Source organism: Clostridium sp. 'deep sea' (assembly GCF_014931565.1).
In the GTDB taxonomy this organism is placed as follows: domain Bacteria; phylum Bacillota; class UBA994; order PWPR01; family PWPR01.
Genome location: NZ_CP063353.1, coordinates 571,223 through 594,804, shown reverse-complemented (window position 1 = coordinate 594,804; position 23,582 = coordinate 571,223). Strand labels below are relative to the sequence as shown.

General features: G+C 31.4%; 18 protein-coding genes. 16 read left to right on the top strand and 2 right to left on the bottom strand.

Going from position 1 to position 23,582, the window contains the following annotated elements:
• Positions 1-8: 8 nt before the first annotated feature.
• The 12 genes from miaA to IMX26_RS02765 all read left to right on the top strand — a co-directional run bounded on the left by miaA (position 9) and on the right by IMX26_RS02765 (position 14,510).
• Complete coding sequence (miaA, locus tag IMX26_RS02820; RefSeq protein ID WP_207729310.1) at positions 9-938, top strand: tRNA (adenosine(37)-N6)-dimethylallyltransferase MiaA; 930 nt, start codon at positions 9-11, stop codon at positions 936-938.
• 38 nt (positions 939-976) lie between these two features.
• Entirely contained in the window at positions 977-1,231 is a 255-nt protein-coding gene (gene hfq / locus IMX26_RS02815; RefSeq protein WP_195160185.1) for an RNA chaperone Hfq, read from the top strand.
• 652 nt (positions 1,232-1,883) lie between these two features.
• Entirely contained in the window at positions 1,884-3,074 is a 1,191-nt protein-coding gene (locus IMX26_RS02810) for an AAA family ATPase (RefSeq protein WP_195160184.1), read from the top strand.
• Positions 3,075-3,085: 11 nt separating this feature from the next.
• Positions 3,086-3,688, top strand: coding sequence for a GTPase (locus IMX26_RS02805; protein ID WP_195160183.1), 603 nt, complete (start codon positions 3,086-3,088; stop codon positions 3,686-3,688).
• Between the two features lie 201 nt (positions 3,689-3,889).
• Positions 3,890-4,456, top strand: a complete 567-nt coding sequence (locus IMX26_RS02800; RefSeq protein ID WP_195160182.1) for a hypothetical protein — start codon at positions 3,890-3,892, stop codon at positions 4,454-4,456.
• A 71-nt stretch (positions 4,457-4,527) separates the two neighbouring features.
• On the top strand, positions 4,528-5,367 hold the full coding sequence (locus IMX26_RS02795; protein ID WP_195160181.1) for an AraC family transcriptional regulator: 840 nt from the start codon (positions 4,528-4,530) through the stop codon (positions 5,365-5,367).
• 75 nt (positions 5,368-5,442) lie between these two features.
• A complete protein-coding gene (locus tag IMX26_RS02790; protein ID WP_195160180.1) occupies positions 5,443-6,777 on the top strand; it encodes an MATE family efflux transporter in 1,335 nt (444 codons plus the stop codon).
• Positions 6,778-7,747: 970 nt separating this feature from the next.
• Positions 7,748-8,680 (top strand): AraC family transcriptional regulator, encoded by a 933-nt coding sequence (locus IMX26_RS02785; RefSeq protein ID WP_195160179.1) that lies wholly within the window; start codon positions 7,748-7,750, stop codon positions 8,678-8,680.
• Between the two features lie 32 nt (positions 8,681-8,712).
• Positions 8,713-11,073 carry an excinuclease ABC subunit UvrA gene (locus IMX26_RS02780; protein WP_195160178.1) on the top strand — a complete coding sequence of 787 codons (2,361 nt, stop codon included), beginning with the start codon at positions 8,713-8,715 and terminating at the stop codon, positions 11,071-11,073.
• Positions 11,066-12,070, top strand: coding sequence for a serine hydrolase (locus IMX26_RS02775; protein ID WP_195160177.1), 1,005 nt, complete (start codon positions 11,066-11,068; stop codon positions 12,068-12,070). Before IMX26_RS02780 ends, IMX26_RS02775 begins: the two co-directional genes overlap by 8 nt.
• A 323-nt stretch (positions 12,071-12,393) precedes the next feature.
• The gene (locus IMX26_RS02770) at positions 12,394-12,993 is read left to right on the top strand and encodes a hypothetical protein (protein WP_195160176.1); all 600 of its coding nucleotides are present in this window, start codon (positions 12,394-12,396) and stop codon (positions 12,991-12,993) included.
• 233 nt (positions 12,994-13,226) lie between these two features.
• A complete protein-coding gene (locus IMX26_RS02765) occupies positions 13,227-14,510 on the top strand; it encodes a methionine gamma-lyase family protein (protein WP_195160175.1) in 1,284 nt (427 codons plus the stop codon).
• Positions 14,511-14,681: 171 nt separating this feature from the next.
• Here the strand turns inward: IMX26_RS02765 and IMX26_RS02760 are convergent, their stop codons facing one another.
• Together IMX26_RS02760 and lexA are read right to left on the bottom strand one after the other, a co-directional pair.
• Positions 14,682-15,056 (bottom strand): hypothetical protein, encoded by a 375-nt coding sequence (locus tag IMX26_RS02760; protein ID WP_195160174.1) that lies wholly within the window; start codon positions 15,054-15,056, stop codon positions 14,682-14,684.
• Positions 15,057-15,403: 347 nt separating this feature from the next.
• Positions 15,404-16,015, bottom strand: coding sequence for a transcriptional repressor LexA (gene lexA / locus IMX26_RS02755; protein ID WP_195160173.1), 612 nt, complete (start codon positions 16,013-16,015; stop codon positions 15,404-15,406).
• Positions 16,016-16,101: 86 nt separating this feature from the next.
• Here lexA and trmL point away from each other — a divergent pair, with 86 nt between their 5' ends.
• The 4 genes from trmL to IMX26_RS02735 all read left to right on the top strand — a co-directional run bounded on the left by trmL (position 16,102) and on the right by IMX26_RS02735 (position 23,579).
• Positions 16,102-16,554 carry a tRNA (uridine(34)/cytosine(34)/5-carboxymethylaminomethyluridine(34)-2'-O)-methyltransferase TrmL gene (gene trmL / locus IMX26_RS02750; protein WP_195160172.1) on the top strand — a complete coding sequence of 151 codons (453 nt, stop codon included), beginning with the start codon at positions 16,102-16,104 and terminating at the stop codon, positions 16,552-16,554.
• Between the two features lie 610 nt (positions 16,555-17,164).
• On the top strand, positions 17,165-19,252 hold the full coding sequence (locus IMX26_RS02745; protein ID WP_195160171.1) for a class I SAM-dependent DNA methyltransferase: 2,088 nt from the start codon (positions 17,165-17,167) through the stop codon (positions 19,250-19,252).
• On the top strand, positions 19,252-20,604 hold the full coding sequence (locus IMX26_RS02740) for a restriction endonuclease subunit S (protein WP_207729309.1): 1,353 nt from the start codon (positions 19,252-19,254) through the stop codon (positions 20,602-20,604). The genes IMX26_RS02745 and IMX26_RS02740 overlap by 1 nt, the downstream gene beginning before the upstream one ends.
• The gene (locus IMX26_RS02735) at positions 20,601-23,579 is read left to right on the top strand and encodes a type I restriction endonuclease (protein WP_195160170.1); all 2,979 of its coding nucleotides are present in this window, start codon (positions 20,601-20,603) and stop codon (positions 23,577-23,579) included. The genes IMX26_RS02740 and IMX26_RS02735 overlap by 4 nt, the downstream gene beginning before the upstream one ends.
• Positions 23,580-23,582 lie beyond the last annotated feature (3 nt).

Here is a 23,582-nt window from a genome sequence, read left to right as displayed (position 1 = left end):
GGCATAAAATGAATAAAGTTATAGTAATAATAGGACCTACAGCTGTGGGTAAAACCAGTTTAAGCATAGAGCTTGCTAAACAATTAAACGGAGAAATAATTTCTGCCGATTCTATGCAGGTTTTTAAACACTTAAATATAGGAACAGCAAAAGCCTCACTTAAAGAACGAGATGGTATAGTTCACCATATGTTAGATATAGTTGAACCAACAGATTCTTTTAGTGTGGCTGAGTATCAAAGAATAGCCTATGAAAAAATAGAAAATATCCATGACAGAGGCAAAACACCCATAATTGTAGGGGGAACTGGTCTCTATATTAATGCTTTAGTATATGGTTATAACTTTAAAGATAAAAAAATAGACCCTCTTTTAAGAGAAAATCTCAATATAGCTGCAGATAAATACGGTAATGAAATGTTACTAAAAGAGCTTGCCTATTATCAGCCAGAGGCAGCTAAAAGGCTTGCTGTAAATGATAGAAAAAGAATCATAAGAGCACTTGAGGTATATCTACAAACAGGTGATAGAATAAACACAGGTCAAGAAAATAAAATAAATAGTAAATACCAATTTTTTGTTTTTGGATTACATATGGATAGAGATTTGTTAGTAGACCGTATTAATAGAAGAGTTGACATTATGATGAACGAAGGCTTAATTGAAGAAGTTAGGCAGCTATATGCTAATAATCTTTTAGGACCAGTGGCAGTTCAAGCCTTAGGTTATAAAGAAGTAATAGACTATTTTAAAGGCAAAACCAGCTACCACGAAATGGTAAATGTAATTAAGCTTGAAACCCGAAAATACGCTAAAAGACAAAGAACTTGGTTTAGAAGAAACAAAGAAATAACCTGGCTAGAGGTGCACGAAAATAGTCAGGTGTCGAATTTAGTCGACAAGATAATAAAGCAATTAGCAGGAATTTTGATATTATAGTAGAATTTACAAGCAGATAGATAAAGGGGGCATACACCTTGAGTAAAGTTGGCGGAAACTTACAAGATACATTTTTAAACTATGTTAGAAAAGAAAACATCGCAACAACCATTTTCTTAACAAACGGCTATCAAATAAGAGGCCTAGTAAAATCATTCGATAATTTTACAGTTTTGTTAGATGTAGAAGGCAAACAGCAAATGGTATATAAACATGCTGTTTCAACAATTATTCCAAGTAGATACGTAAAATTATACGAACCTGATGAAGATGAGGGAGAAACCGATTTTTAAGAACTAACGCAAAAAAAGTTGCTATTTATAGCAACTTTTTTTTGTTGATGTGGTTATTTGCTTGGCAAATGAGTAAGTTAGGCAGGTCTTAATTATGTTTGCTAATTAGTACAATTTCAAGTAAACTCATATTAACAGCCTAGAGAGTAGAGGTTATCATATGAAAAAAGATTATTACGCTAATGAAATAGAAAAATTAAATAAAACCACAAAAGTGATAGATTATCTAACACTATTAAGAGAAGAAAGTTTACTTACTGAGGTATTTACTCCGTAAAAGTAAAACTAAAATCGGGTAAGTATCAAAAAGAAGAGTTAATTGATATTGTTGTAAATAAGTAAAACAAACCTCGTAGTGGCGAACCTTGTGTTCGCCATTTTTTAATAATGCACCTAACGCTTTGTATAAAGGTGTTTGATTTAACATAGAGTTTATCGAAAATCTATTTCGCAAAGTCTTTGGATTGCTATTGTTTGCGTAAGCAACGATTGCAAATGCCAGTTTTTAATATGGGACACATCATTCGGGTTATAGCTCCCACCACGGTGCCAAATATAGAAGTATGTTCAAGATGTAAATTTACTTAAGGAATATCGTCAAGAAATGTCCCTCCCGTAAGCTAAAATAACCACCACAACGTATCATTATGCCGTGGCTTATGAGAATGTTCCTAGATTAAGGCGTAGTAAAAACATCTATAAAAATAATATGATTATATATATTTTTATAGATGTTTTTACGTACAACGCAGAGATAGATCATTCTCATAAGCGTCCGTGGAAAAAAGCAATACCCCTATCACTCACAAAAACAAGCATACCAGCATACAATAACTATTGTCACTATAGCATTAGATTGTGGGTGGAATATATGAATAGTTATGTACCAAAAGACTTTAATGAAAAGTATGAAAATATTTATAATGAAGTAACTACTGGCAATATAACCAGCCTAAATGCCTTTAGACATTGGCAAGCTCAAGATAATAACTTTATTAGACCAGTGAAAAAAGAAAATAAAGATAACGAGATTGATTTTCCTTCACTTGAGAGCCTAATGGTAGAAATGAATAGCTTAGTTGGGCTAACAGATATCAGAAAACTAATAAAAGAATTATATGCTTGTGTTTTGGCCAATAATTATCGAAAAACTTATGGTTATAGATGTGAAGATATGGTTTTACATATGGTATTTAAGGGTAATCCGGGTACAGGAAAAACATCTGTAGCAAGAATACTAGCTCAGGTTTTAGCTCAACTAAAAATCTTAAAACAAGGACATATGATTGAGGTAGAAAGAGCTGATTTAGTAGGCGAATATATTGGTCATACCGCCAATAAAACCAGAGAAGTAATAAAAAAGGCCATGGGTGGCGTATTATTTATAGATGAGGCTTACTCACTTGGCAGGGGTGGAGAAAAAGACTTTGGTAAAGAGGCTATAGATACCCTAGTAAAGGCAATGGAGGATCATAAAAATAAGTTTGTAGTAATACTTGCTGGTTACAGGGTAGAGATGGAATCTTTTATGAGACTTAATCCTGGATTAAGTTCAAGATTTCCGCTTCAAGTAGACTATAAAGACTATGAAGTAGCCGAACTAATGAAAATAGCAACAATTATGTATCAAGAAAGAGACTACAAATTAAGTGAGGATGCTATAAGATACCTAACTGTAAAACTAGAGGCTAAAAAACTAATGGCATCAAAAAACTTTGGTAATGCTCGATACATAAGAAACTTAGTTGAAAAATCTATTAGAAGTCAGGCCTTACGGCTTTTAGAGCAAAAAAAGTATACAGAGCGTTCCGTAATAACAATAGAATCAAGTGACCTACAATAAAGGAGCTATTTATGATTAAATGTTTATTTACAGGTCAAGTAAACTCCGGTAAGTCATCGTTAATAATGTCCTTAGCAAAATACAATAGCAATAAACAGGTTTTAGTTTCACACGCTGGTAGTGAAGAAAACCATAATGTAGCCTACCTAGAGCAAGAGAAAGTTTCCCATAAAGCCTATACTACTGATAATATAACACACTATATATTTTTATTAGGATGTAAAGGCAAATACTATAAATACGACATGATAGATTCGGTAGGATTAATAGATGATGCGTATGATAAGCCAGAGCTTCGTGACTCATTATGGCAGCTTTTTTATCAACTATCTAAATGCGATATTTTAGTACATACCATTAATGCCTATCAGTTTAATAATAATTACGGCTTAAATATGTTAGATATTGAAAAAGAAATAATAGAGTATCAACGCAAAAAAAATAATAAAAGCATAATATGTGCTACCTTTGCTGATAAAAAGAGTGCCAAAAAGGGAGTAAAGCTAATCCGAAAAGCATACCCGCAAATACCTGTAATAGCATTGTCTAATGATAATGGTTTGGGGGTAAAGAGGTTAAATAGTTTATTAACGGAGTACTCTTATAATTACTAAATTAGTTCATAGTAAATTAAAGCTTTTAATAGAATATATTGTACTTTATATAAATATGAAAACAAGAATGTTTCTTATAAACAGAATATGTTGCTACATATATAACAATCATTATAATACTTAACTTATTCATTATATACACATGTATAAAACACATTTGTTATAATATGATGGTATAGTATTTTGTAGGAGGAACTAAATTTGAGAAACAAAACAACTATTATTTTGTTAGGAATATTTGTACTAATTTTAACTATTATGCTATTTTCAAGTACTATAGCAAGTAATGATGTGCTAACTTTAGCTAAAAGCAATAAATTTTTAAAAATTACTAAAACAGAAGATATACCAGAATTGATTATTAAAAAGATTCATTCAATGGATAAAGAAGGTGAGCTAAAGCGAGGGATTTGGTGCTTTTCTCATAGCACCTATTTTAATACTGATGTTAGCTATATCTTAATATGTGGTGGTAAAACGTATGGTAATGGTTATGACGTTGATATTATCAATCAAAATAAATCCTATATTGATCAATTAGGTGGGTTTAGTGATGTTACTAATCGTAGGAGACAAATGATATACTACATATTTGAAATAAATGAGAAGTCTCCAGATGGTAATTTTGAATATTGTAAAGGTATTAGTAATAATTTTGTTTTATTTAAATCAGAGAAACTTGTTTCAGTTGAAGGTGAACATGTTGAATATGCCTATAATCAACATGGGAATAAAATATGGTCTGGTGGCTGGAACTCTACGGAATAATTACTACTTATTTGACAAATAATTTTATTACATATACCATCTTTTATAACGTATAAAAGGTGGTATTTAGTTTGCTAAATGATATTATTATTAAGGCTATAAATTATATTTTAGAAAACTTGGCAGAGGATTTAACGGTTGAACAGATTGCAGAGCATTGTCATTTTTCTAAGTATTATTTTAACCGTTTATTTAAATCAGTAGTTGGTGAAAGTGTATATGCCTTTATAAAAAGGTTACGCATAGAAAAAAGCGCGTTACAAATTATAGTAGAACATAATAAAACTATAACTGAAATTGGTAACCGTTTTGGGTATAGCTCATCAAATTTTAGTACAGCATTTAAACAGCGTTATGGTAAATCACCGCTTGAGTTTAAAAGAAATCGACAGAGTAATGCAATAAGACATAATAAAAATTACTATGTGGACCTCTCAAAAGTAAGTTATGATTACTATAATGAAAAGGTAAAACTAGTTAATCTAAAAGATCAACAAGTAATCTTTCAAAGGTTTATAGGGGATTATCATAATTTAGGTTATTATTGGTCGAGATTTTGCGAGAAACATCAAACGTATATTGAGAATACTAGTGTTTATTATGAAATATCATATGACGACCCTATATTAACAGATCCGGAACGATGTTTTACGGATTTAGCAATAAGTACTACTAAACCAATAGCTAAAGATTGTTTAACAACAATAATAGAGGGTGGTAAGTATGTATCTTACACTTACACTGGTCCTAATACTAATATATTTGAGACCTTTCAAGGTTTATTAGGCATATGGCTACCCGATTCAGTTTATTTACCAGATCTTAAAAACCGAAAAGTTGTAGCAAAATACATTATAGCTGATGTGAAAAATAATTTTTTCTCTATGGATATTTACATTCCGGTAGTTTAAGCACTAATTCAGAAGTATTAATTTATAAACTCCTTTATACTCTTGATTGAAATCATAAGAGTGAAAGGAGTTTTTATGAATACAACAGCAATAAAAAACAACACTATAGGTTTTATATTTAGGTTTTCTATTCCAGCAATTATTGCCATGGTGTTAACCTCATGTGTTACTATAGTTGACGGTTATTTTGTATCAACCATTATTAATAAAGAGGCATTAGCAGCTATAAATTTAGGGCTACCAATTCTATATGTTTTTTTAGCAGTCGGCATAATGATAGGAGTAGGTGGTAGTTCAATAGCAGGCAGAAAACTAGGCGAACAGCAAAAAAATAAGAGCATAAATGTCTTTAATCAAACCTTAGTTACTGCATTTGTTGTATTACTGCTTTTAAGCGTCATTTTTATTGTGGCTCTAAAACCAATTTTAAGTATAACTAAGCTTAATAGTTTTACTGAAAAAACAATGTTGCAGTATTATAAAATTATGTTATGGATTTATCCCTTTATGCTGCTAAATGTTATATTCGGTATGTTTTTACGAACCGAGTCTAAACATAGCTTATTTATGTTAAATACCATAGTAACAACTGTTATAAATATAGTTTTAGATTATGTTTTTATGGTGGTATTAAAGCTGGGAGTTAGTGGAGCTGCTTATTCATCGGCCATAGCTGTATTAGCTGGTACTTTGTTAATGGTAACTTACTTTTTAAATCCCAAAACAATGTTTAAGTTTGGTAAATATCAGTTTAATAAGGCTGACCTAATACAAACTTTTACTAATGGTAGTTCGGAGTTTATAGGGCAAATTGCATTTTCAATCACCATGTTCTTTTTAAATCTAGTAATCTTGAAAAGGATTGGCTTAGATGGTATAGCGGCAATGACCATTATAGGTTATTCTCGTTATATATATGAAATGATAGTTACGGGATTTGGTCAAGGCATTTCGCCTATGATAAGCTATCACTTTGGAGCACAAGAAAATGAACTCTGTGACAAGGTAAGAAGTTATACCAGTAAAATTGTATTAGTTTTAGGTTTTTTGTTTTTTGGTTTAGTTATATTTGCCGGAAAATACTACGCCATGATTTTCACAAAAGATACTGGTTTAATCAACTTAGTTATGAATGGTTTTAAGCTGTTTGCTTTTTCATTTATTTTAACAGGTTACAATATGATTAGTTCATTTTTCTTTACATCTATTGGATTCGCTAAACAGTCAGCTCTAATTTCGTCAATGCGTGGATTAATTTTATTATCAATCAATATTTTCTTACTACCATTGCTTTTTGGGCAAAATGGCATTTGGTTAATAGCCTCAGTAACCGAACTTGGTACATTTGTAATTGCTTATATGCTCTTATGCAAATATAAACAAAGAGATACCGAAAGAGCAGTAGTTTAGCAAAAGGAGTTAAACCCCAGTAATTATGTGCAGTAACTTTTACCGTAGTGGAGGGCTTAATGTCCTCCTTCTTTGATAGTAGATTTACTTTGAGAAATAAAAGATTAAAAGATTTTTTAAACCACAAAGAGCACCAAGAACACGAAGAAAAGAGTAAAGAGTAAATGTTAACAACTATCGCAATGTAGGGGTTGATTCCATATCAACCCGCAATATAGCAATCGTTTATCAAACACTTTAAAGCATATTTGTAAAGTAAAACTCATTTTAATAATAATTGTTCTACAACTTTGTACTTCTATTGTACTGGCAGAGCAGTCACTACAAAGCAGTAATGTTTAACGTAGTGGAGGGCTTAATGTCCTCCTGTTTAAAGAGTAGATTTACTTTAAAAATAATAAGAATAAAAGATTTTTTTTACCAACAAGAACACTAAGAATGAGTTATAGTAATTTCTATAACTACAGGTTTATAAATATAACTTTTCGTTGATTGAAAGATTTAGGCTGGCACAAGACCAGCCACTACAAAGTAGGCATGGTAACTGTAAGTATCATTTATGCAATAATTATCATTGTATAGTAAAAGAGTGGTTAAGCTATAAGTAAGATTTTTAAATCACTAATTGAGATAATCCTGCAACCTCTTCGTGCCCTTTGTGCCTATACCATAACTGTGCAGTTACCGTATTTTGCAACATGGATTGACTATAGATGAAGGTGCTGATGCGTAAGGATTACTTCTGCATTACCATCTTCTTTTCTCTTTGCGCACTTTGTGATGCGAATATAACATTAACAATTTACTGCAAGTTTAATTTTTAAATGATAGCTTTCATAATATACATTTTTAAACCACAAATCATATCTGTTATGGTACTATTCATTTACTTGGTAAATGTAGTTTGCATCTAATTTTAGTTAATGATATCTTTTCTTATATGTAATACTTTTTAGGTAGGAGTGATAACATGAACCAAAAATATAAAGAACAAGTTTACAATGAATACATATTTAGAATAAATAAAGTTCAGGACTATATTGAAGCTAACTTAAATGGAGATTTATCATTAAACACACTTGCAGCTATTTCTGGCTTTTCAAAATATCACTTTTGTAGAATTTTTAGAGGCATAATTAAAGAAACCATATTAAGCTATATTAATAGAATACGTTTAGAGAGAGCTATGAGCTTTATTAGGCATAACCCAGCAATGAGTATTACAGATATAGCCATGATGTTTGGTTATTCTGATTCGGCTGTATTTGCTCGCTCTTTTAAAAAGCACTATTCCGTAAGTGCTTCTGAGATAAGAAAAAATTATGTAAAAGACATAATAGAGAGCAAGAATGGCAAAGCCAATATAAAATTAGCAGGCTACAATAAAGGGGTGTGCAGTAATAAACACACACAAATAAAAGGCAGTATTGAGGTTAAAAATATTAAAGAAATAAAGGCAATATATTTAAGACATTTAGGATGTTATGAAGAATTAGTTAGTAAATTCCCGAAGATGTTAGGTGAACTTTTAGACTTTGCGAAATCTAGTAATCTTGTTACGAGAGAATTAAAGCCCTTTGCTATTTACCATGATAATCCCGAATTTACTAAAAAACATAACCTTAAAACTAGTGTTTGTTTAGTAGTAAATGCTACAGCAAAAGTTGAAGGTAAAATAGGTTTTTTAACAATACCTAGTGGTAAATATGCAATTGGACACTTTGAGCTCAAAAACCCTATTGATTATAGTAAAGCGTGGGACTATTTATACGGTGAGTGGTTACCCAAAAGTGGTTTTCAGCCAAACAATGGTTATAATTTTGAGATGTATATGAATAACCCTAACAATCATGCCCAAAATCTACACTTCACAGATATCTATTTGCCAATTAAAGCCATGTAACCTCAATTAAAGCCTACATTAAGAGGTGGACTATGAAAAACATAAAAATAACAGGTGCATGTATTCATAATCTAAAGAATCTAAACGTTTTGATACCAAAAAATAAAATAGTTGTTATAACAGGAGTAAGTGGGTCAGGTAAATCAAGTCTTGCCTTTGATATAGTTTTTGAAGAAGGGCGTAAACAATACCTACAGTCTTTAGGAGTATTTGCAGAATTAAATGCTGAAGAAAAATATGAGAGTATAGCAGGCTTAGGACCAACAATAGCAGTACAGCAAAATATAATTCGCCAAAGTAATCCTCGCTCTACCGTAGGTACAAAAACAAGTTTGCTGAAAATGTTAGCACTATTGTATTCACTTGAGGGTACAACGCTATGTTCTGTTTGTGATACAGTTCTTTTAAATGAAAAATGCCCTAACTGTGGTAATAAAGAAGAACATTTACCTACCAGCTACTTTTTATATAATAATTCCGATGGCATGTGTCTTAAGTGCTCTGGCAAAGGCTTTTACTATGAAATAGACTTGCAAAAGCTCATACCAAACCAAAAAACAACCCTAAAAGAGGTATTTGAAATAGTAAATCCATCACCTGGGTTTAAAAAACTATTCTACAAAAAATATAAGGAATATTTAAACACAGCCTTTTACTCAATTCCTGATGAGGTTAAAATAGATATTTTATATGGCAAATATGTAAGCAATAATAGTCAACACAGAAGCTATTGTTTGCACAGAATTTTTGAAGCACGTTACCTAAAATATGAAGATAATTCAGGTGGATTATATAACAAGGTAAAATGTACAGATTGCGATGGCTACCGTATTGGTAAAGAGGCTCAAAGGGTATTGTTAAATGGTAAACATATTGGGCAACTTTGTAACATGACGCTTAAAGAGCTACAGCAATTTGTGATAGAGTTAGCAGAAAAAATAAAAACAACTTTAGCAGCAAATTTACTACAAGATATTCAATTAAAACTAAATAGTTTATGTAGCTCTCATTTAGGCCATTTAAGCCTCTACCGAGAGGTAGCTAGTTTAAGTGGTGGTGAGCTACAACGACTCTTTTTATACACCCATTTACACAGTAAAATGGAGTCATTAATATATGTACTCGATGAACCAACTGCTGGCTTACATGAGTCAGAAAAAATTCATATTTTAGAGTCGTTAAAAAGGTTAAAAGACTTAGGAAATACGGTAATAATAGTAGAACACGATAAAAACACCATTGAAATAGCAGATTATATCATAGATATAGGGCCTAAAGCTGGAGTAGAGGGTGGTTTTATAGTTTATGAAGGTAATTATCAGGGGCTATTAGCATGTAAGGAATCAATTACTGGGCAGTATCTCGCTGGTAAAATCAAAATGCCCAAACGACAACTTAAAAGAATTATGAAAACCAATAATAACATTACAATAAAGAATGCAAATAGCAATAACCTTAAAAATATTTCTGTAAACATTCCTTTAAATGCTTTAGTTGGTATAGCTGGAGTATCGGGTAGTGGAAAAAGCTCTTTAATATCCAATACCTTAATAACTGGCTTAAAAAGTCATTTTAATAAAAACACTAAGTATCACAATAACCTAAGTGGTTTAGAAAATATCTCTGGTTATATTGAGGTAGCTCAAATGCCCATAGGCAGAAATAAAAACTCTAATGTGGTGTCATATATAGGTTTATGGGAGAAAATTCGCAAAATCTTTGCTGAGCAAAAATCAGCTCGTGAACAACAGTTATCAGCGGGGCATTTTTCCTTTAACTCTAAAGGTGCTTGCCCAGAGTGTGGTGGTACTGGTCAAGAAAAACTATGGCTTGGTGGTAACTTTTTTATTTACAATGTGTGTAAAGAATGTAATGGTAAAAGATATAATGAAACAGCTTTAGCTGTTACCTATCATAACAAAAACATTGTAGATATCTTAAATATGACTGTAGCAGAGGCAGTCACCTTTTTTAAAGATAATCAGTATATTAATAATACTTTAAAAATACTAAATAGTATTGGAATGGGCTATATTAAGCTAGGTCAACCAACACCTACTCTTAGCGGTGGTGAAGCACAAAGAATTAAACTGGCTAAAGAAATAGGTAAAAAGAGAAAAGGCAATATCCTTTATGTGTTAGATGAACCAACTGTAGGACTTAGCCTATATGATAGCTCAAAGTTAATTAAGTTACTCGACGAACTAGTAGCTAAAGGTAACTCAGTAATTGTAATAGAACATGATCCAAATGTATTATCGGTGTGTGATTGGTTAATTGAGCTTGGCCCTAAAGGTGGTGCAGAAGGTGGATTAATTATAGCTGAAGGTTCACCAGCTGACCTAAAAATTAGTAAAACTTCAGTTACTGGGAGGTTTTTAGATAATGAGTAAAGCTAAGTTTGAGTTTATTCATAAAGAGTTAAATGAAGTAGACATGCAAAATTTGATACCTAAGTTTGAGCAAACTATTAATGCTCAATACAAAAGCATAAATGGCTTAATGATTATGCGTAAAGGCTTTGTGGTTTACGAAAAATACTTTAATGGTTATAAACAAAATGATAACCATATCATTGCCTCTGTAACGAAAAGCTTCACCTCAGCTTTAATTGGCATTGCCATAGATAAAGGTTTAATAAAAAGTGTTAATGAAAAGGTAGTAGACTTTTTTCCTAATTATCCAACTGATTTTAGAGATATTGTAAAACGCTCTATTACTATAAAACAACTTTTAACAATGACTGCTCCCGTACCGTGGAAGTATGATCCATTAGATAGGTTAAGGCGACAAAAAGATTGGGCTAAGTATGTCCTTGATCAATATAGTGGTAATCAGGCAATAGGGAGGTTTAAGTATAATACTGCAGGTACTCATTTATTGTCTGCTATTATCACAAAAGCCACAGGCATGTGTGCCCGCGAGTTTGCCAATAAACATTTGTTTACAGCAATTGGTATAGAGCCAATTGCAGATCATAAACAAGTAGGTTTTAGCCTTAATGATGTCTTTAGCAATAAAAATTCTGGCTGGATCAAAGACCCTCAAGGTCATAATACGGGTGGCTGGGGTTTAAACCTAAGCGTTAGAGATATGGCTCGCTTTGGCTTGTTGTATTTAAACAACGGTAAATGGCTTAATAAGCAAGTAATCTCTAAAAGCTGGATTAAAGAATCTACTGCAATGAATGAGAATAAGTACGGTTATTTATGGTGGTTAATAGATGAAGATAATATTAAAGGATACATGGCAGCAGGCTCAGGTGGCAACCATATCTTCTGTATTCCAGATAAAGATTTAGTAGTTGTAATAGCCTCAAAGATTACTATGAAGTCAAAGGATAGGTTGCCTTTGTTGGTTGACTGTGTTTTACCAGCTGTGCTGTCATAATTAAGTTTAGCAAGGCGTTATACACTAAAAAACTCAAAAAGATATATTAGCAATATTATCTGTATGAGTTTTTTAATTTATGCGTATTTTTTAATGTAAGATATTTTGCACGCAAAAATCAATGCTATGCCTTTATCTAAACTCAATTCTATGAGCCTAGGTTGGGCGATACTCTACTTTATTAAGAAATATTTTAATAGTTTCTAAATCAAATCATGTTAAAATTCATTGAACATTTGTAACTGTTTTAGTAATATATAAGTTAATATCTATTATTTAGCTGTATAGTAATATAATCTGTTTTATCTTGGAGATGATATAATATGATTTCAAAAAAAACTTTAGTATATACTTCACTATTTATAGTTTGTGCATTAGTAATATTTTTTGCATTGCCTTTTAACAAAACTAAGCCAGTGATAAAACCATACATCATTGAAAACAAAAACATTAATACAAGTTACAGTTACGAAAATGCAAATTATAATTTGAAGGAATATACTATACAAAATTTAAGCGATAGCTATGAGGTTAAGGTTATTTTTGAGCTTTATGAAGATGGACATTTAAAAAAAGTACTTGAAAAATCTAAAAAGTGTATTTATGAGAATAGTAATCTTGATGTCGATATTGGTCTTCATGTAATTACACAGCAAAAAGATAACGGTAAGATTAACATGATATTTGCTCTGAAAAATGATACCTATGTAGGCTATACTTCTATGGAGGATTTAAATTTTAATATTAATGAATACTCTATAGAGACAAAAACTAATTTTAGTCCAAAAGTTGATGAGGAATATACTATTTTATCGTATTTAGTTAATTTAAAAGAGAACTGCAAAGAGCCAGAAAAAATAGAGAATTATAAATATGCCTATTTCCTTAAGCTAAATTATACTAAAATAAATAGTACTAATTAATAATTTCACAATAATCTCTAGTGTTATATTACGATTGCCAAGCAATCACACCACGTTATTTTAAGTGCAACGAAAAAATAACACAAACCGAGAGCGTAGCAAACACAAAACGAATACCTTTAGGTATTCACACCCCAAAAAATTAAAGCAGACTTGCTCCCTAAAGAGCAAGTCTGCTTATAATTTTTGATAAGATATGCTACAATACAATAAGTAAAATTTGGAGGAAAACAATGAGTTTTTTAGCCTTAAAAGAGATATTAAATGTAAATAATCAACTTTTAACTCTTGCAGATAATGCCTTATTAAGCTGCGAGCAAAGCTTTAAAGAGATACGTGAAACAGCAAGGTATAATCAAGCAAGGGTATTAAAATCTTTTCAGGAGCACGGTGTTACAGACATGCATCTACAGGGTAGCACTGGTTATGGCTATAGTGATTTAGGCAGAGATACTCTTGATGAGATATATGCAGAAGTGTTTTATAGCGAGTCAGCAGTAGTAAGAGGTCAGTTTGTTTCTGGTACCCATGCTATCTCGGCAGCTATGCAGGGTTTGTTATTAGCTGGAGACGAGCTAATCTTTGCTGGAGGTTATCCCTACGATACTTTACATAAAGTAGTGGGGTGGACTAGTGACTCTAAACACTCTCTATTAAATAAAGGTGTTAAAGTAAAGGTTATTAATACCACTAAAAGTGGTGATTTAGATACAACTAGTATTGTAAATAACATTACAGCTAAAACTAAAATGGTACATTTTCAACGTTCGCGTGGATATACCACCCGTAGAGCATGGAGTTGTGCTGAGGTAGAGCCTGTATTTAAAGCAATTAAAAAAGTAAACCCTAATATAATTATTTTTGTAGATAACTGCTATGGAGAGTTTGTTGAAAAGCTTGAGCCTACCTCAGTAGGAGCAGACGTGATGGCTGGCTCTTTAATAAAAAACCCTGGTGGTGGTTTAGCACTATGGGGTGGTTATATAGTAGGTAAAGAGCAATTTATAAATGATATTATGGACTACTGTGTAGCACCAGGGTTAGGCAGAGATATGGGTGGAACCCAAAATATTATAAGAAGCTTTTATCACGGCTTATTTTTAGCTCCCCATGTAGTGGGTCAAGCCTTAATGGGGGCGGTTTTTGCTGCCAATATTTTCGAAAAACTAAACCTAACTGTTGATCCTAAAGCAAATGAGCAAAGATACGATATCATTCAGTCAGTAAACATGAAAAATAAAGAGCAATTAATTGCCTTTTGTGAGGGCATTCAAAAGGGTTCACCAGTTGACTCTATGGCTAATCCTATACCAGGAATGTTACCAGGTTATGATCACGAAGTTATAATGGCAGCCGGTACATTTATACAGGGTGCTTCAATAGAATTTTCAGCCGACGCTCCCGTAATTGAGCCTTATACAGTATACATGCAGGGTGGACAAATGTTAGAGCATATAGAGTTAGGCATAATAACTGCACTAAATCACATGATAAAAAAGGGTGTTCTTGAAGTTTAATTATAAGTAACAATAAAAGTATTTAAAGTTTGTAGTGAACGACCTCTGTGTCGTTCATATGTGGAAATTAAGGTAAAGTGGTTTATTTACATTAGTCTGTTAACAAAATGTCGGGTATTATTAGCTGATGATGAAGACCGAACTGGTCTTATTAGTACAGCAATTTGAATTTCAACTTGCAACATTTGATTTTGAACCTCTATGTTTAAAATAATAAGGTACTATCGTTATTGATTGCACAATATAATATGTAACAATTGTAATAACAATAGTTTTCAAATAACTAAAATGTTCTGGTGCTTTAATAAAACAGAATGATAAACTTAAGATAAAGGCAATTAGAGTCATAATCAATTGATTTTTTTGGATATCTACTAATAAATCTGGTTTTATTTTTGGTTTTAATAAGAGCTCTGCTATAAGAAACATAGAACCAGCTAATATAAGAATTAATGGATACCGATAAGCTTTTGTAATTGAAAAGGTGAAAATAGGAATTGAAATTAATACGGTTACTATATATGATAAAAATAAAGGTTTTTTCACAAGCCAGCACTCCTAATATTTATTATATACATCTATATTACCATAATAAGTTATAATAGTAATCGTTTACTTAAATAGTATCAAGTCATTTAGTAAAGTTATCATATTTAAACATACACCGATACAATTGTATCTTTACGGAGGTTATCCCTACGATACTTTACATAAAGTAGTGGGGTGGACTAGAATTAAAAGTTAAAATAGTATGTAGAGTTTGTAGTGAACGACCTCTGTGTCGTTCATATGTGGAAATTAAGGTAAAGTGGTTTATTTACAATAAGCAATGTGTAATATAAAAAATCACATCCCCAAAAGGCTGTGATTTTAGTGATTTTTATTAAAGCAAATTACATCTGCCTAAATAAACCTATAACTTTACCAAGAATTGAAACGTTTTTAGCAATAATGGGTGGATATGCTGGGTTTTCGGGTTGAAGCCTAACATGGTCGCTTTCTTTGTAAAAGGTTTTTACTGTAGCTTCATCATCAAGCATAGCAACAACTATGTCTCCGTTTTCAGCAATTTTTTGCTGACGTACAATTACAAAGTCGCCATCGTTAATGCCTCGCTCAATCATACTTTCGCCGGATATTTGCAGCATAAACATAGTATCACTTTTCACCATATAAGTGGGTAGTGGAAAATACTCTTCTATGTTTTCTTGAGCTAGAATTGGCATACCAGCAGTTACTCTACCTACTAACGGTATTTTGGCTATGCCTGAGTTAAGTAATTGCACATTTTCATCTAAAATTTCAATTGCTCTTGGCTTGGCAGGGTCGCGCCTTATGTAGCCTTTTTCTTCAAGCCGAACCAAATGATTATAAACAGTAGCGCTAGATTTTAAGCCAACTTTGGCACAAATCTCTCGAACTGATGGCGGATAACCATTGTCCTGACTTGCTTCACATATGTAGTTATAAATTTGTTCTTGTCTCTTGGTTAAAGATTTTTTCATACCTATCCCTGCTTTGCTCTTTTTTTGTTATTATATCAGTGAAAATATTAAGTTGTCAAAACAATTGTTTGCTAGGAGAGATAAAAATGTTTAATATTGTTTTAGTAGAACCTGTAATACCCCCCAACACTGGCAATATTGCCCGTACGTGCGCAATAACTGGCTCTAAACTGCACTTAGTTAAGCCCCTAGGGTTTTCTATTTCGGATAAACATTTAAAGCGTGCAGGGCTAGATTATTGGTCGAGTGTTGATGTAACCGTACACGAAAGTCTCGAGGAATTTTTAGTGTATATGGGAGATGCAGATTTTTATTTGGCAACAACTAAAAGTACTAACCTATATACAGATTTTAAATATAAACCTAATGATTATATATTGTTTGGCTGCGAAACCAAGGGTTTACCAGAGCCACTGCTTCATAAACACGCCGAGAGATGTATTACCTTACCCATGAAGGGCAATTTAAGGTCGCTAAACTTATCTAATGCAGCAGCAATTGTAGTGTATGAGGCATGGAGACAAAATGGGTTTGAATAAAAACCTTTTTTTCATAAGAAAAATAAGGTACCTTAAAAAAGAATAGTAAAACAAGCTTTTTTTGTAGTGAAAACATTTAAATAATAATGAATTTTGAATACGGTGAAATAACTCCCTAATAAAACAACTCACTTCGTCAGATACTATGGATTCATTATAAAGCTCCGTCAGACCGCACTGAAACGCCGTCCATGGCTAAGCAGTGCTTTCGTAACGTCCTGTTACTCATTCTGACTCCGCATTATAATTCATCTCATAGTATATTTTTCCTTGTTCAACTGTTTTTTTATGGAGAAATTCCACCTCACGTAATTGTAATAATCAAGTCTCAGCCCATTATCAAAGTATGATCCCGTAGTGAATGACCTCTGTGTCATTCATTTGTGGTTAATTAAGGAAACGTAAATTACCATAAGTAAATATCATAGGGGCAAATTCTATATTTGCCTTTTTAAAATGTTTATTTAAATAATTAACGTCTTTTTTATTACTATATCTGGAATAAATATGCCATATAAGTTAAAATCAATTTAGTGTTAAAAATTAATAATTATATATAAAAATATAATAAACTATATATTATAGTTTATTAGCTGAGGAGAATCATATCATGCAAAACTTCAATGATAAGGTGAATTTTATATGGAAGATTGCAGAATTACTACGTGGGCCATATAAACCAGAAAAATATAGAGATGTTATGTTGCCTATGGCAGTTATAAGACGCTTCGATTGTTTACTTAAAGATACAAAAAAAACTGTAATAGAAAAAGCTAAAACAACTGATATTGAACCTATCTTAAATAAAACAGCCGGTTTCAATTTCTCAAATAAATCTAGTTTTATTAATTTTAATAGTTTATTAAATGATTCATCAAATATAAAAGCAAATTTCGAAAACTATCTACAAGGATTTTCTTCAAATGTAAGAGAAATAATTGAGAATTTTGACTTTGCAAAACAGATAAAAAAATTAGATGAAAATAATTTACTATATTTAATTATTAAAGAATTTAGTACTGTAGATTTTCACCCAGAGGTAGTTAGCAATACTGAAATGGGTTACATATTCGAGGAATTAATTAGACGTTTTTCTGAGAATGCCGAAGCAGGTGACCATTATACTCCACGTGAAGTTATAAAGCTAATGGTTAATTTAATATTTAATGGAATGGAAGATGAGTTATCTACACCTGGTAGTATATTTACTGTGGGAGATTTTGCTTGTGGAACTGGTGGTATGCTTTCAGTTGCATCTAAGTATATTAAAAAGTTAAATCCAAATGCTCAAGTAGAGGTTTTTGGTCAGGAGATTAATCCCGAATCTTATGCTATATGTAAGTCGGATATTTTAATAAAAGGGCAACAAGCCAAAAATATAGTTTTAGGCAACTCCTTTACCCAAGATGGACATTCAAGGCTTAAAGTGCGTTTTGCATTAATGAACCCTCCTTTTGGGGTAGATTGGAAAAAAGATAAACATAAAATTGTTAATAAAGAAGGATACAGTTTAGATAACAGATTTATTGCAGGTACACCACGAACTTCTGATGGTTCACTGCTATTTTTACAGCACATGGTTTCAAAAATGATGCACGATGAAAAAGGCTCTCGTATGGCCATAATTTTTAATGGTTCTCCATTGTTTACAGGTGATGCAGGCTCTGGTGAATCGGAAATACGTCGTTGGTTAATTGAAAATGATTTGCTAGAAGGTATTATTGCTTTACCAACTGATTTATTTTATAACACAGGTATTGCTACCTATATTTGGGTGTTAACCAATCGTAAAAACAATAATATTTTAAACGGACCAGTTCGTAAAGGAAAAATACAATTAGTTGATGCTACTAAGTTTTATCATAAAATGCGTAAGTCTTTAGGTAGTAAGCGTAATGAAATAAGTGAAAAAGATATAGCTGAAATCACTCGCATTTACGGAGAGTTTAAAGAGGGTGAATATTGTAAAATATTCGATAATAAAGAGTTTGGTTATGTAAAAATAACAATAGAACGCCCCTTAAAACTTAACTTTAAAATTAGTGAAGAGCGAATTGAAAATATATATGCTGAGTCAGTTTTTGCAAAACTGTATGATGAAGATAAACTAGCAGAATTACAGCTTAAAAAGAATAAACAGCTAATTAAGAAAAAAGAACTATTTGAACTTGAAAAACAAACTAAAGGTAAAGAGCTACAAGCAAACATTATTAGTACATTGCAACAGCATATTGGTGATAAACTGTATAAAAATAGAACCAACTTTAAAAAGGTGCTTAATGATATTTTAAAAGACCTTAAGCTTAGTAATTCTTTAACAAAAGCAGTATTAATGGGTTTAGCAGAGCGAGATGAAACCGCTGATTATTGTTATAAGAGTAAAGTAAAAGAGGCTGACACTACACTACGAGATACCGAAACTATACCTTTGTCTCTAGCTAGTTTAGGTCACAGTTACGATACCTCACGCCAAATTAAACGTGAACAGCAAAATATTTTAAACTATGTTGAACGTGAGGTTAAACCACATGTTAAAGAGTTTTGGATAGACCATAAAAAAACTAAAATTGGTTATGAAATACCTTTTACCCGCTATTTTTATAAATACGAAAAGCTAAGACCATTTGCGGAAATTATGCAAGAGATTGCAGAATTAGAGCAAAAAATTCAAACAGAGATAAAGAAGGTGCTTGGTTAATGTATGAGATAAAGTATCGTAAAGATGATGAAATGGTTGATAGTGGTGTTGAGTGGTTACAAGCCATACCAAAAGAATGGATTACTAGAAGAATTCAACAATATTTTAGTGTTAGAAAAGACAAGGTATGTGATAAAGATTATATACCACTATCCGTAACTAAAAGTGGTATTATGAAGCAGCTTGAGAACGTAGCAAAGACGAATAATGGAAGCAATAGAAAAAAAGTACTCACTGGTGATTTTGTTATCAATAGTCGAGCAGATAGAAAAGGTTCTTGTGGAGTATCTCCATATGATGGTTCTGTATCATTAATATGCCATGTTTTAGCACCAAAACATAACATTTGTCCTTTTTATGCGCATTATTTGTTCAGAAATTATTATTTTTCTGAAGAGTTTTTTAGATGGGGTACAGGAATAGTAGACGACTTATGGTCGACAAATATAGAAAGGATGAAAAAGATTAATGTACCTATACCATATTTTTTTGAACAACAAAAAATATCCAACTTCCTAGACATAAAAACCGCTCAATTTGATTCAATCATAGTAAAAAAAGAGCTTTTAATAAAAAAGCTAGAGGAAGCTAAAAAAAGCCTTATAGCAGAAGTAGTAACAGGCAAGGTTAAAATAGTTGATGGTAAATTTGTAAAAAGAAAATCAGAAGAGATGAAGGAAAGTAAGACAATATATGGGATTATTCCAATCAGGTGGATTACATCAAGACTTAAATTTATTTCAACTATCAAAGCAAGAATTGGATGGAAAGGTTTAAAAGCAAGTGAGTACGTAGACAAAGGTTACTTTTTTTTGTCAACTCCTAATATAAAAAATAGAAATATAGATTTTGAAAATGTTAATTATATAAGTAAGAAAAGATATATAGAATCGCCACATATAAAGTTAAAAAAAGGAGATATTTTATTAACAAAAGATGGAAGTACATTAGGAACTGTTAACATTATTAGAGACCTAAAGTCCGAAGGCACAGTTAATAGTTCTATTGCTATTATTAGGAGTAAACATGAAATCAATTCACTTTACGTATACTACCTTATATTATCAAACTACACCCAAAACAATATAAGTATAGTAAAAGATGGTATGGGAGTACCTCACCTTTTCCAAAAAGATATTAAAGAATTTGATGTTATTATCCCTTCAGATGTTGAAATGAGTAAAATTGTTGAATTTCTAGATTGTAGTACTCTAGAAATAGAATGTATAGTTAATAAAATAAAAAATCAAATCCAAAAACTTAAACAAGCTAAACAAAGCCTAATCTCGGAAGCAGTAACAGGTAAAATAGATTTAAGAGACTGGCAAATTGTGAAAGGAGAATCAATATGATAAGTAATATAACTCCTGAAAACCTTAAAGAAAGACCTTTTCAAACTATTATTAAAGAGTATTTACTTAATAGTGGTTATAGTGAGTCTTTTAATAAAGATTACGATAAGTTATTTGCCATAGATAAAAAATGTTTATTCTCCTTTTTAGAAACTACTCAGCCAAAAGAGCTAAAAAGACTCAAAGAAATTTACAAAGATAATTACCATAGCAAAGTTATTAATAATATCCACCGTGAGTTAAAAACTCGTGGTGTTATTGATGTTTTAAAACATGGGCTTAAAGATTTTGGGGTTAAGCTAAAGTTAGTATATTTTAAACCTCCAACCAATCTTAACCCTAATCAATTTACGCTTTACCAACAAAACATTCTCTCTATAACTGAAGAACTAAATTATATAGACAAGAAACGCATTGACTTAGTAATATTCTTAAACGGAATACCAATAATCACAATGGAGCTTAAAAACTCGTTTACAGGGCAGAGTTATAAAAATGCAATTACTCAATATAAAACAGATCGCAGTAATAAAGAGCAACTATTTAAGTTTAAAGAGAGAACTATTGTAAATTTTGCTGTTGATACAAATGAAGTATATATGACAACTAAGCTTAGTGGTCAGCAAACCTATTTTTTACCTTTTAACAAAGGAATAGGTGATGGAGCTGGTAATCCACAAGTTGAAGGCAAGTTAAACACCCATTATTTATGGGAAGAAGTACTGCAAAAAGACTCTATTTTAGAGATTTTACATAAGTTTGTTTACATAGATAAAAAAGAAAAGACCTTAAATAATGGTGATAAAATAATGACTGAAAAAGTTATTTTTCCGAGGTATCATCAGCTTAATGTGGTACGTAATATTATAAAGCATGTTAAAGAGTATGGTTCAGGACAAAAATATTTAATACAACATTCAGCTGGCTCTGGTAAAACTAACTCTATAACATGGCTAAGTCATCGTTTAGCCTCTTTACATAATGATAATAATGACATTATTTTTAATGGAGTTATTGTAGTAACCGATAGAAGGGTGTTAGATAAACAATTACAAGATTCAATCTATCAGCTAGAACATAAATTAGGTGTAGTTGCTAAAATAGATAAAGACTCTAATCAGCTTGTTACAGAGCTTGAAAAAGGCACAAAAATTATTATCAGTACCATTCAAAAATTCCCTCATATTCTTAAAAAATTAGAAGGAACTAAAGGTAAAAAGTATGCAATTGTAATTGATGAAGCTCATTCATCAACATCTGGTAAAAACATTATTGCTTTAAAAGAATCTTTAACGCTTGAGCAAGCTACTAAGTTAGCTAGTAAAGAAGAACAAGAGCATAAAGATAAAGAGGATTTAATTAATGAGCAACTAGAGAGATTTGTAGATAATTCGCATGTGAGTTTCTTTGGCTTTACGGCAACCCCTAAAAGTACTACTTTAAGGTTATTTGGTAACCGAAGAGAAGATGGTAAATATTATCCGTTTCATAGCTATAGTATGAAACAAGCTATTGAAGAGGGCTTTATACTTGATGTGTTACAAAACTACATGACCTATAGTATGTACTATAATGTTATAAAGAAAATAGATACTGACCCCGCTTTTGATAAAGCTAAAGCTACTAGGTCTATTGTTCGATATGTAAGTTTACACCCCCATAATATATCTCAAAAAACTGAAATCATGATAGAGCATTTTCGCAATTCAATTATGCCTAAAATCGGTGGTCAGGCAAAAGCAATGTTAGTAACATCTTCAAGACTTCATGCGGTGAGATATAAATTAGCATTTGACGATTACCTAAAAAGAAAAAAATATACTGATGTAAAAACTTTGGCTGCATTTTCGGGTACAGTTAAAGATGATGAAATAGACTATACTGAATCAAACATGAATAATGGTATAGCAGATAGTAAGCTACCAGAGCATTTTGATGAAAAGGATATTAAAATTTTAATAGTTGCCAATAAATATCAAACTGGATTCGACCAACCCAAGTTACATACCATGTATGTAGATAAAAAGTTGGCTGGTGTAAAGGCAGTGCAAACACTCTCTCGGTTAAACCGAACCTATGCTGGTAAAGAAGATACCTTTGTTTTAGACTTTGTTAATGAGCCAGAAGATATTAAACAATCTTTTTTGCCATTTTACAAGGTTTCAACATTAAATAATGACATAGATCCAAACGAAATCTATACTTTAGAGCATGAAATTTACAGTAAACAAGTAATTGATAAAAAAGATGTAGTTCTATTTACTGATTTTACATTCCAAGATAAACATACAGTAAAAGAAAAAGCAATTATGAATAACTGCGTTGATTATGCTATTGAGAGACTGAAAGATTTCAATAAAGAGCAAAAACTAGAGTTTCGTAACTTATTAAAACAATTTGTTAGCTTTTATAATTTAATTATTCAAATTGCACCTATAGTAGATGCAGATTTACATAGGCTAAGTATTTATGCTCGTTATGTAATAAAAAAGATAGATATCGAAAGCCCTGGTAATGTAGATATTACAGATAAAGTAGTTTTACAATATTATAAACTTAAAAAGAAAACAGAAGGTAAAATTAGCTTACAAAGTGATGATGACAATGGTTTAGAAATTCAAGTTGGTAATATTGGCATGGTTGCTGAGCCAGAGGCAGATTTGCTTAGTAATATCATTAAAAAGTTAAATGAACGGTATGGTACTGATTTTAGTAATTCAGCGAAGCTATCAATCGGTCAGATAAAAAGTAATCTATTATCTAATGAAGATTTAGAACTTAAGTCGAAAGTAAATACTTATGATTTATTTAAGCTAGCTTTTGAAAAGAGTTTTATGGATGGCGTTGTTGAAGAGTATGATAAAAATCAATCTTTTTATGGACGGGTATTAAAAGATAAAGAATTTAGAGGAACCTTAATGGATTTATTAATGTTTGAAGTTTATGATGCCTTTAAGAAAAAACATAGTGCCTAATTA

Excerpts from the sequence above, each read along its gene's own strand:
- IMX26_RS02740 (WP_207729309.1), top strand. The coding sequence starts at position 19,252 with ATGTATGAGATAAAGTATCGTAAAGATGATGAAATGGTTGATAGTGGT.
- IMX26_RS02785 (WP_195160179.1), top strand. The coding sequence starts at position 7,748 with ATGAACCAAAAATATAAAGAACAAGTTTACAATGAATACATATTTAGA.
- miaA (WP_207729310.1), top strand. The coding sequence starts at position 9 with ATGAATAAAGTTATAGTAATAATAGGACCTACAGCTGTGGGTAAAACC.
- IMX26_RS02770 (WP_195160176.1), top strand. The coding sequence starts at position 12,394 with ATGATTTCAAAAAAAACTTTAGTATATACTTCACTATTTATAGTTTGT.
- IMX26_RS02745 (WP_195160171.1), top strand. The coding sequence starts at position 17,165 with ATGCAAAACTTCAATGATAAGGTGAATTTTATATGGAAGATTGCAGAA.
- IMX26_RS02735 (WP_195160170.1), top strand. The coding sequence starts at position 20,601 with ATGATAAGTAATATAACTCCTGAAAACCTTAAAGAAAGACCTTTTCAA.
- lexA (WP_195160173.1), bottom strand. The coding sequence starts at position 16,015 with ATGAAAAAATCTTTAACCAAGAGACAAGAACAAATTTATAACTACATA.
- IMX26_RS02790 (WP_195160180.1), top strand. The coding sequence starts at position 5,443 with ATGAATACAACAGCAATAAAAAACAACACTATAGGTTTTATATTTAGG.
- trmL (WP_195160172.1), top strand. The coding sequence starts at position 16,102 with ATGTTTAATATTGTTTTAGTAGAACCTGTAATACCCCCCAACACTGGC.
- IMX26_RS02805 (WP_195160183.1), top strand. The coding sequence starts at position 3,086 with ATGATTAAATGTTTATTTACAGGTCAAGTAAACTCCGGTAAGTCATCG.
- IMX26_RS02765 (WP_195160175.1), top strand. The coding sequence starts at position 13,227 with ATGAGTTTTTTAGCCTTAAAAGAGATATTAAATGTAAATAATCAACTT.
- IMX26_RS02775 (WP_195160177.1), top strand. The coding sequence starts at position 11,066 with ATGAGTAAAGCTAAGTTTGAGTTTATTCATAAAGAGTTAAATGAAGTA.
- IMX26_RS02780 (WP_195160178.1), top strand. The coding sequence starts at position 8,713 with ATGAAAAACATAAAAATAACAGGTGCATGTATTCATAATCTAAAGAAT.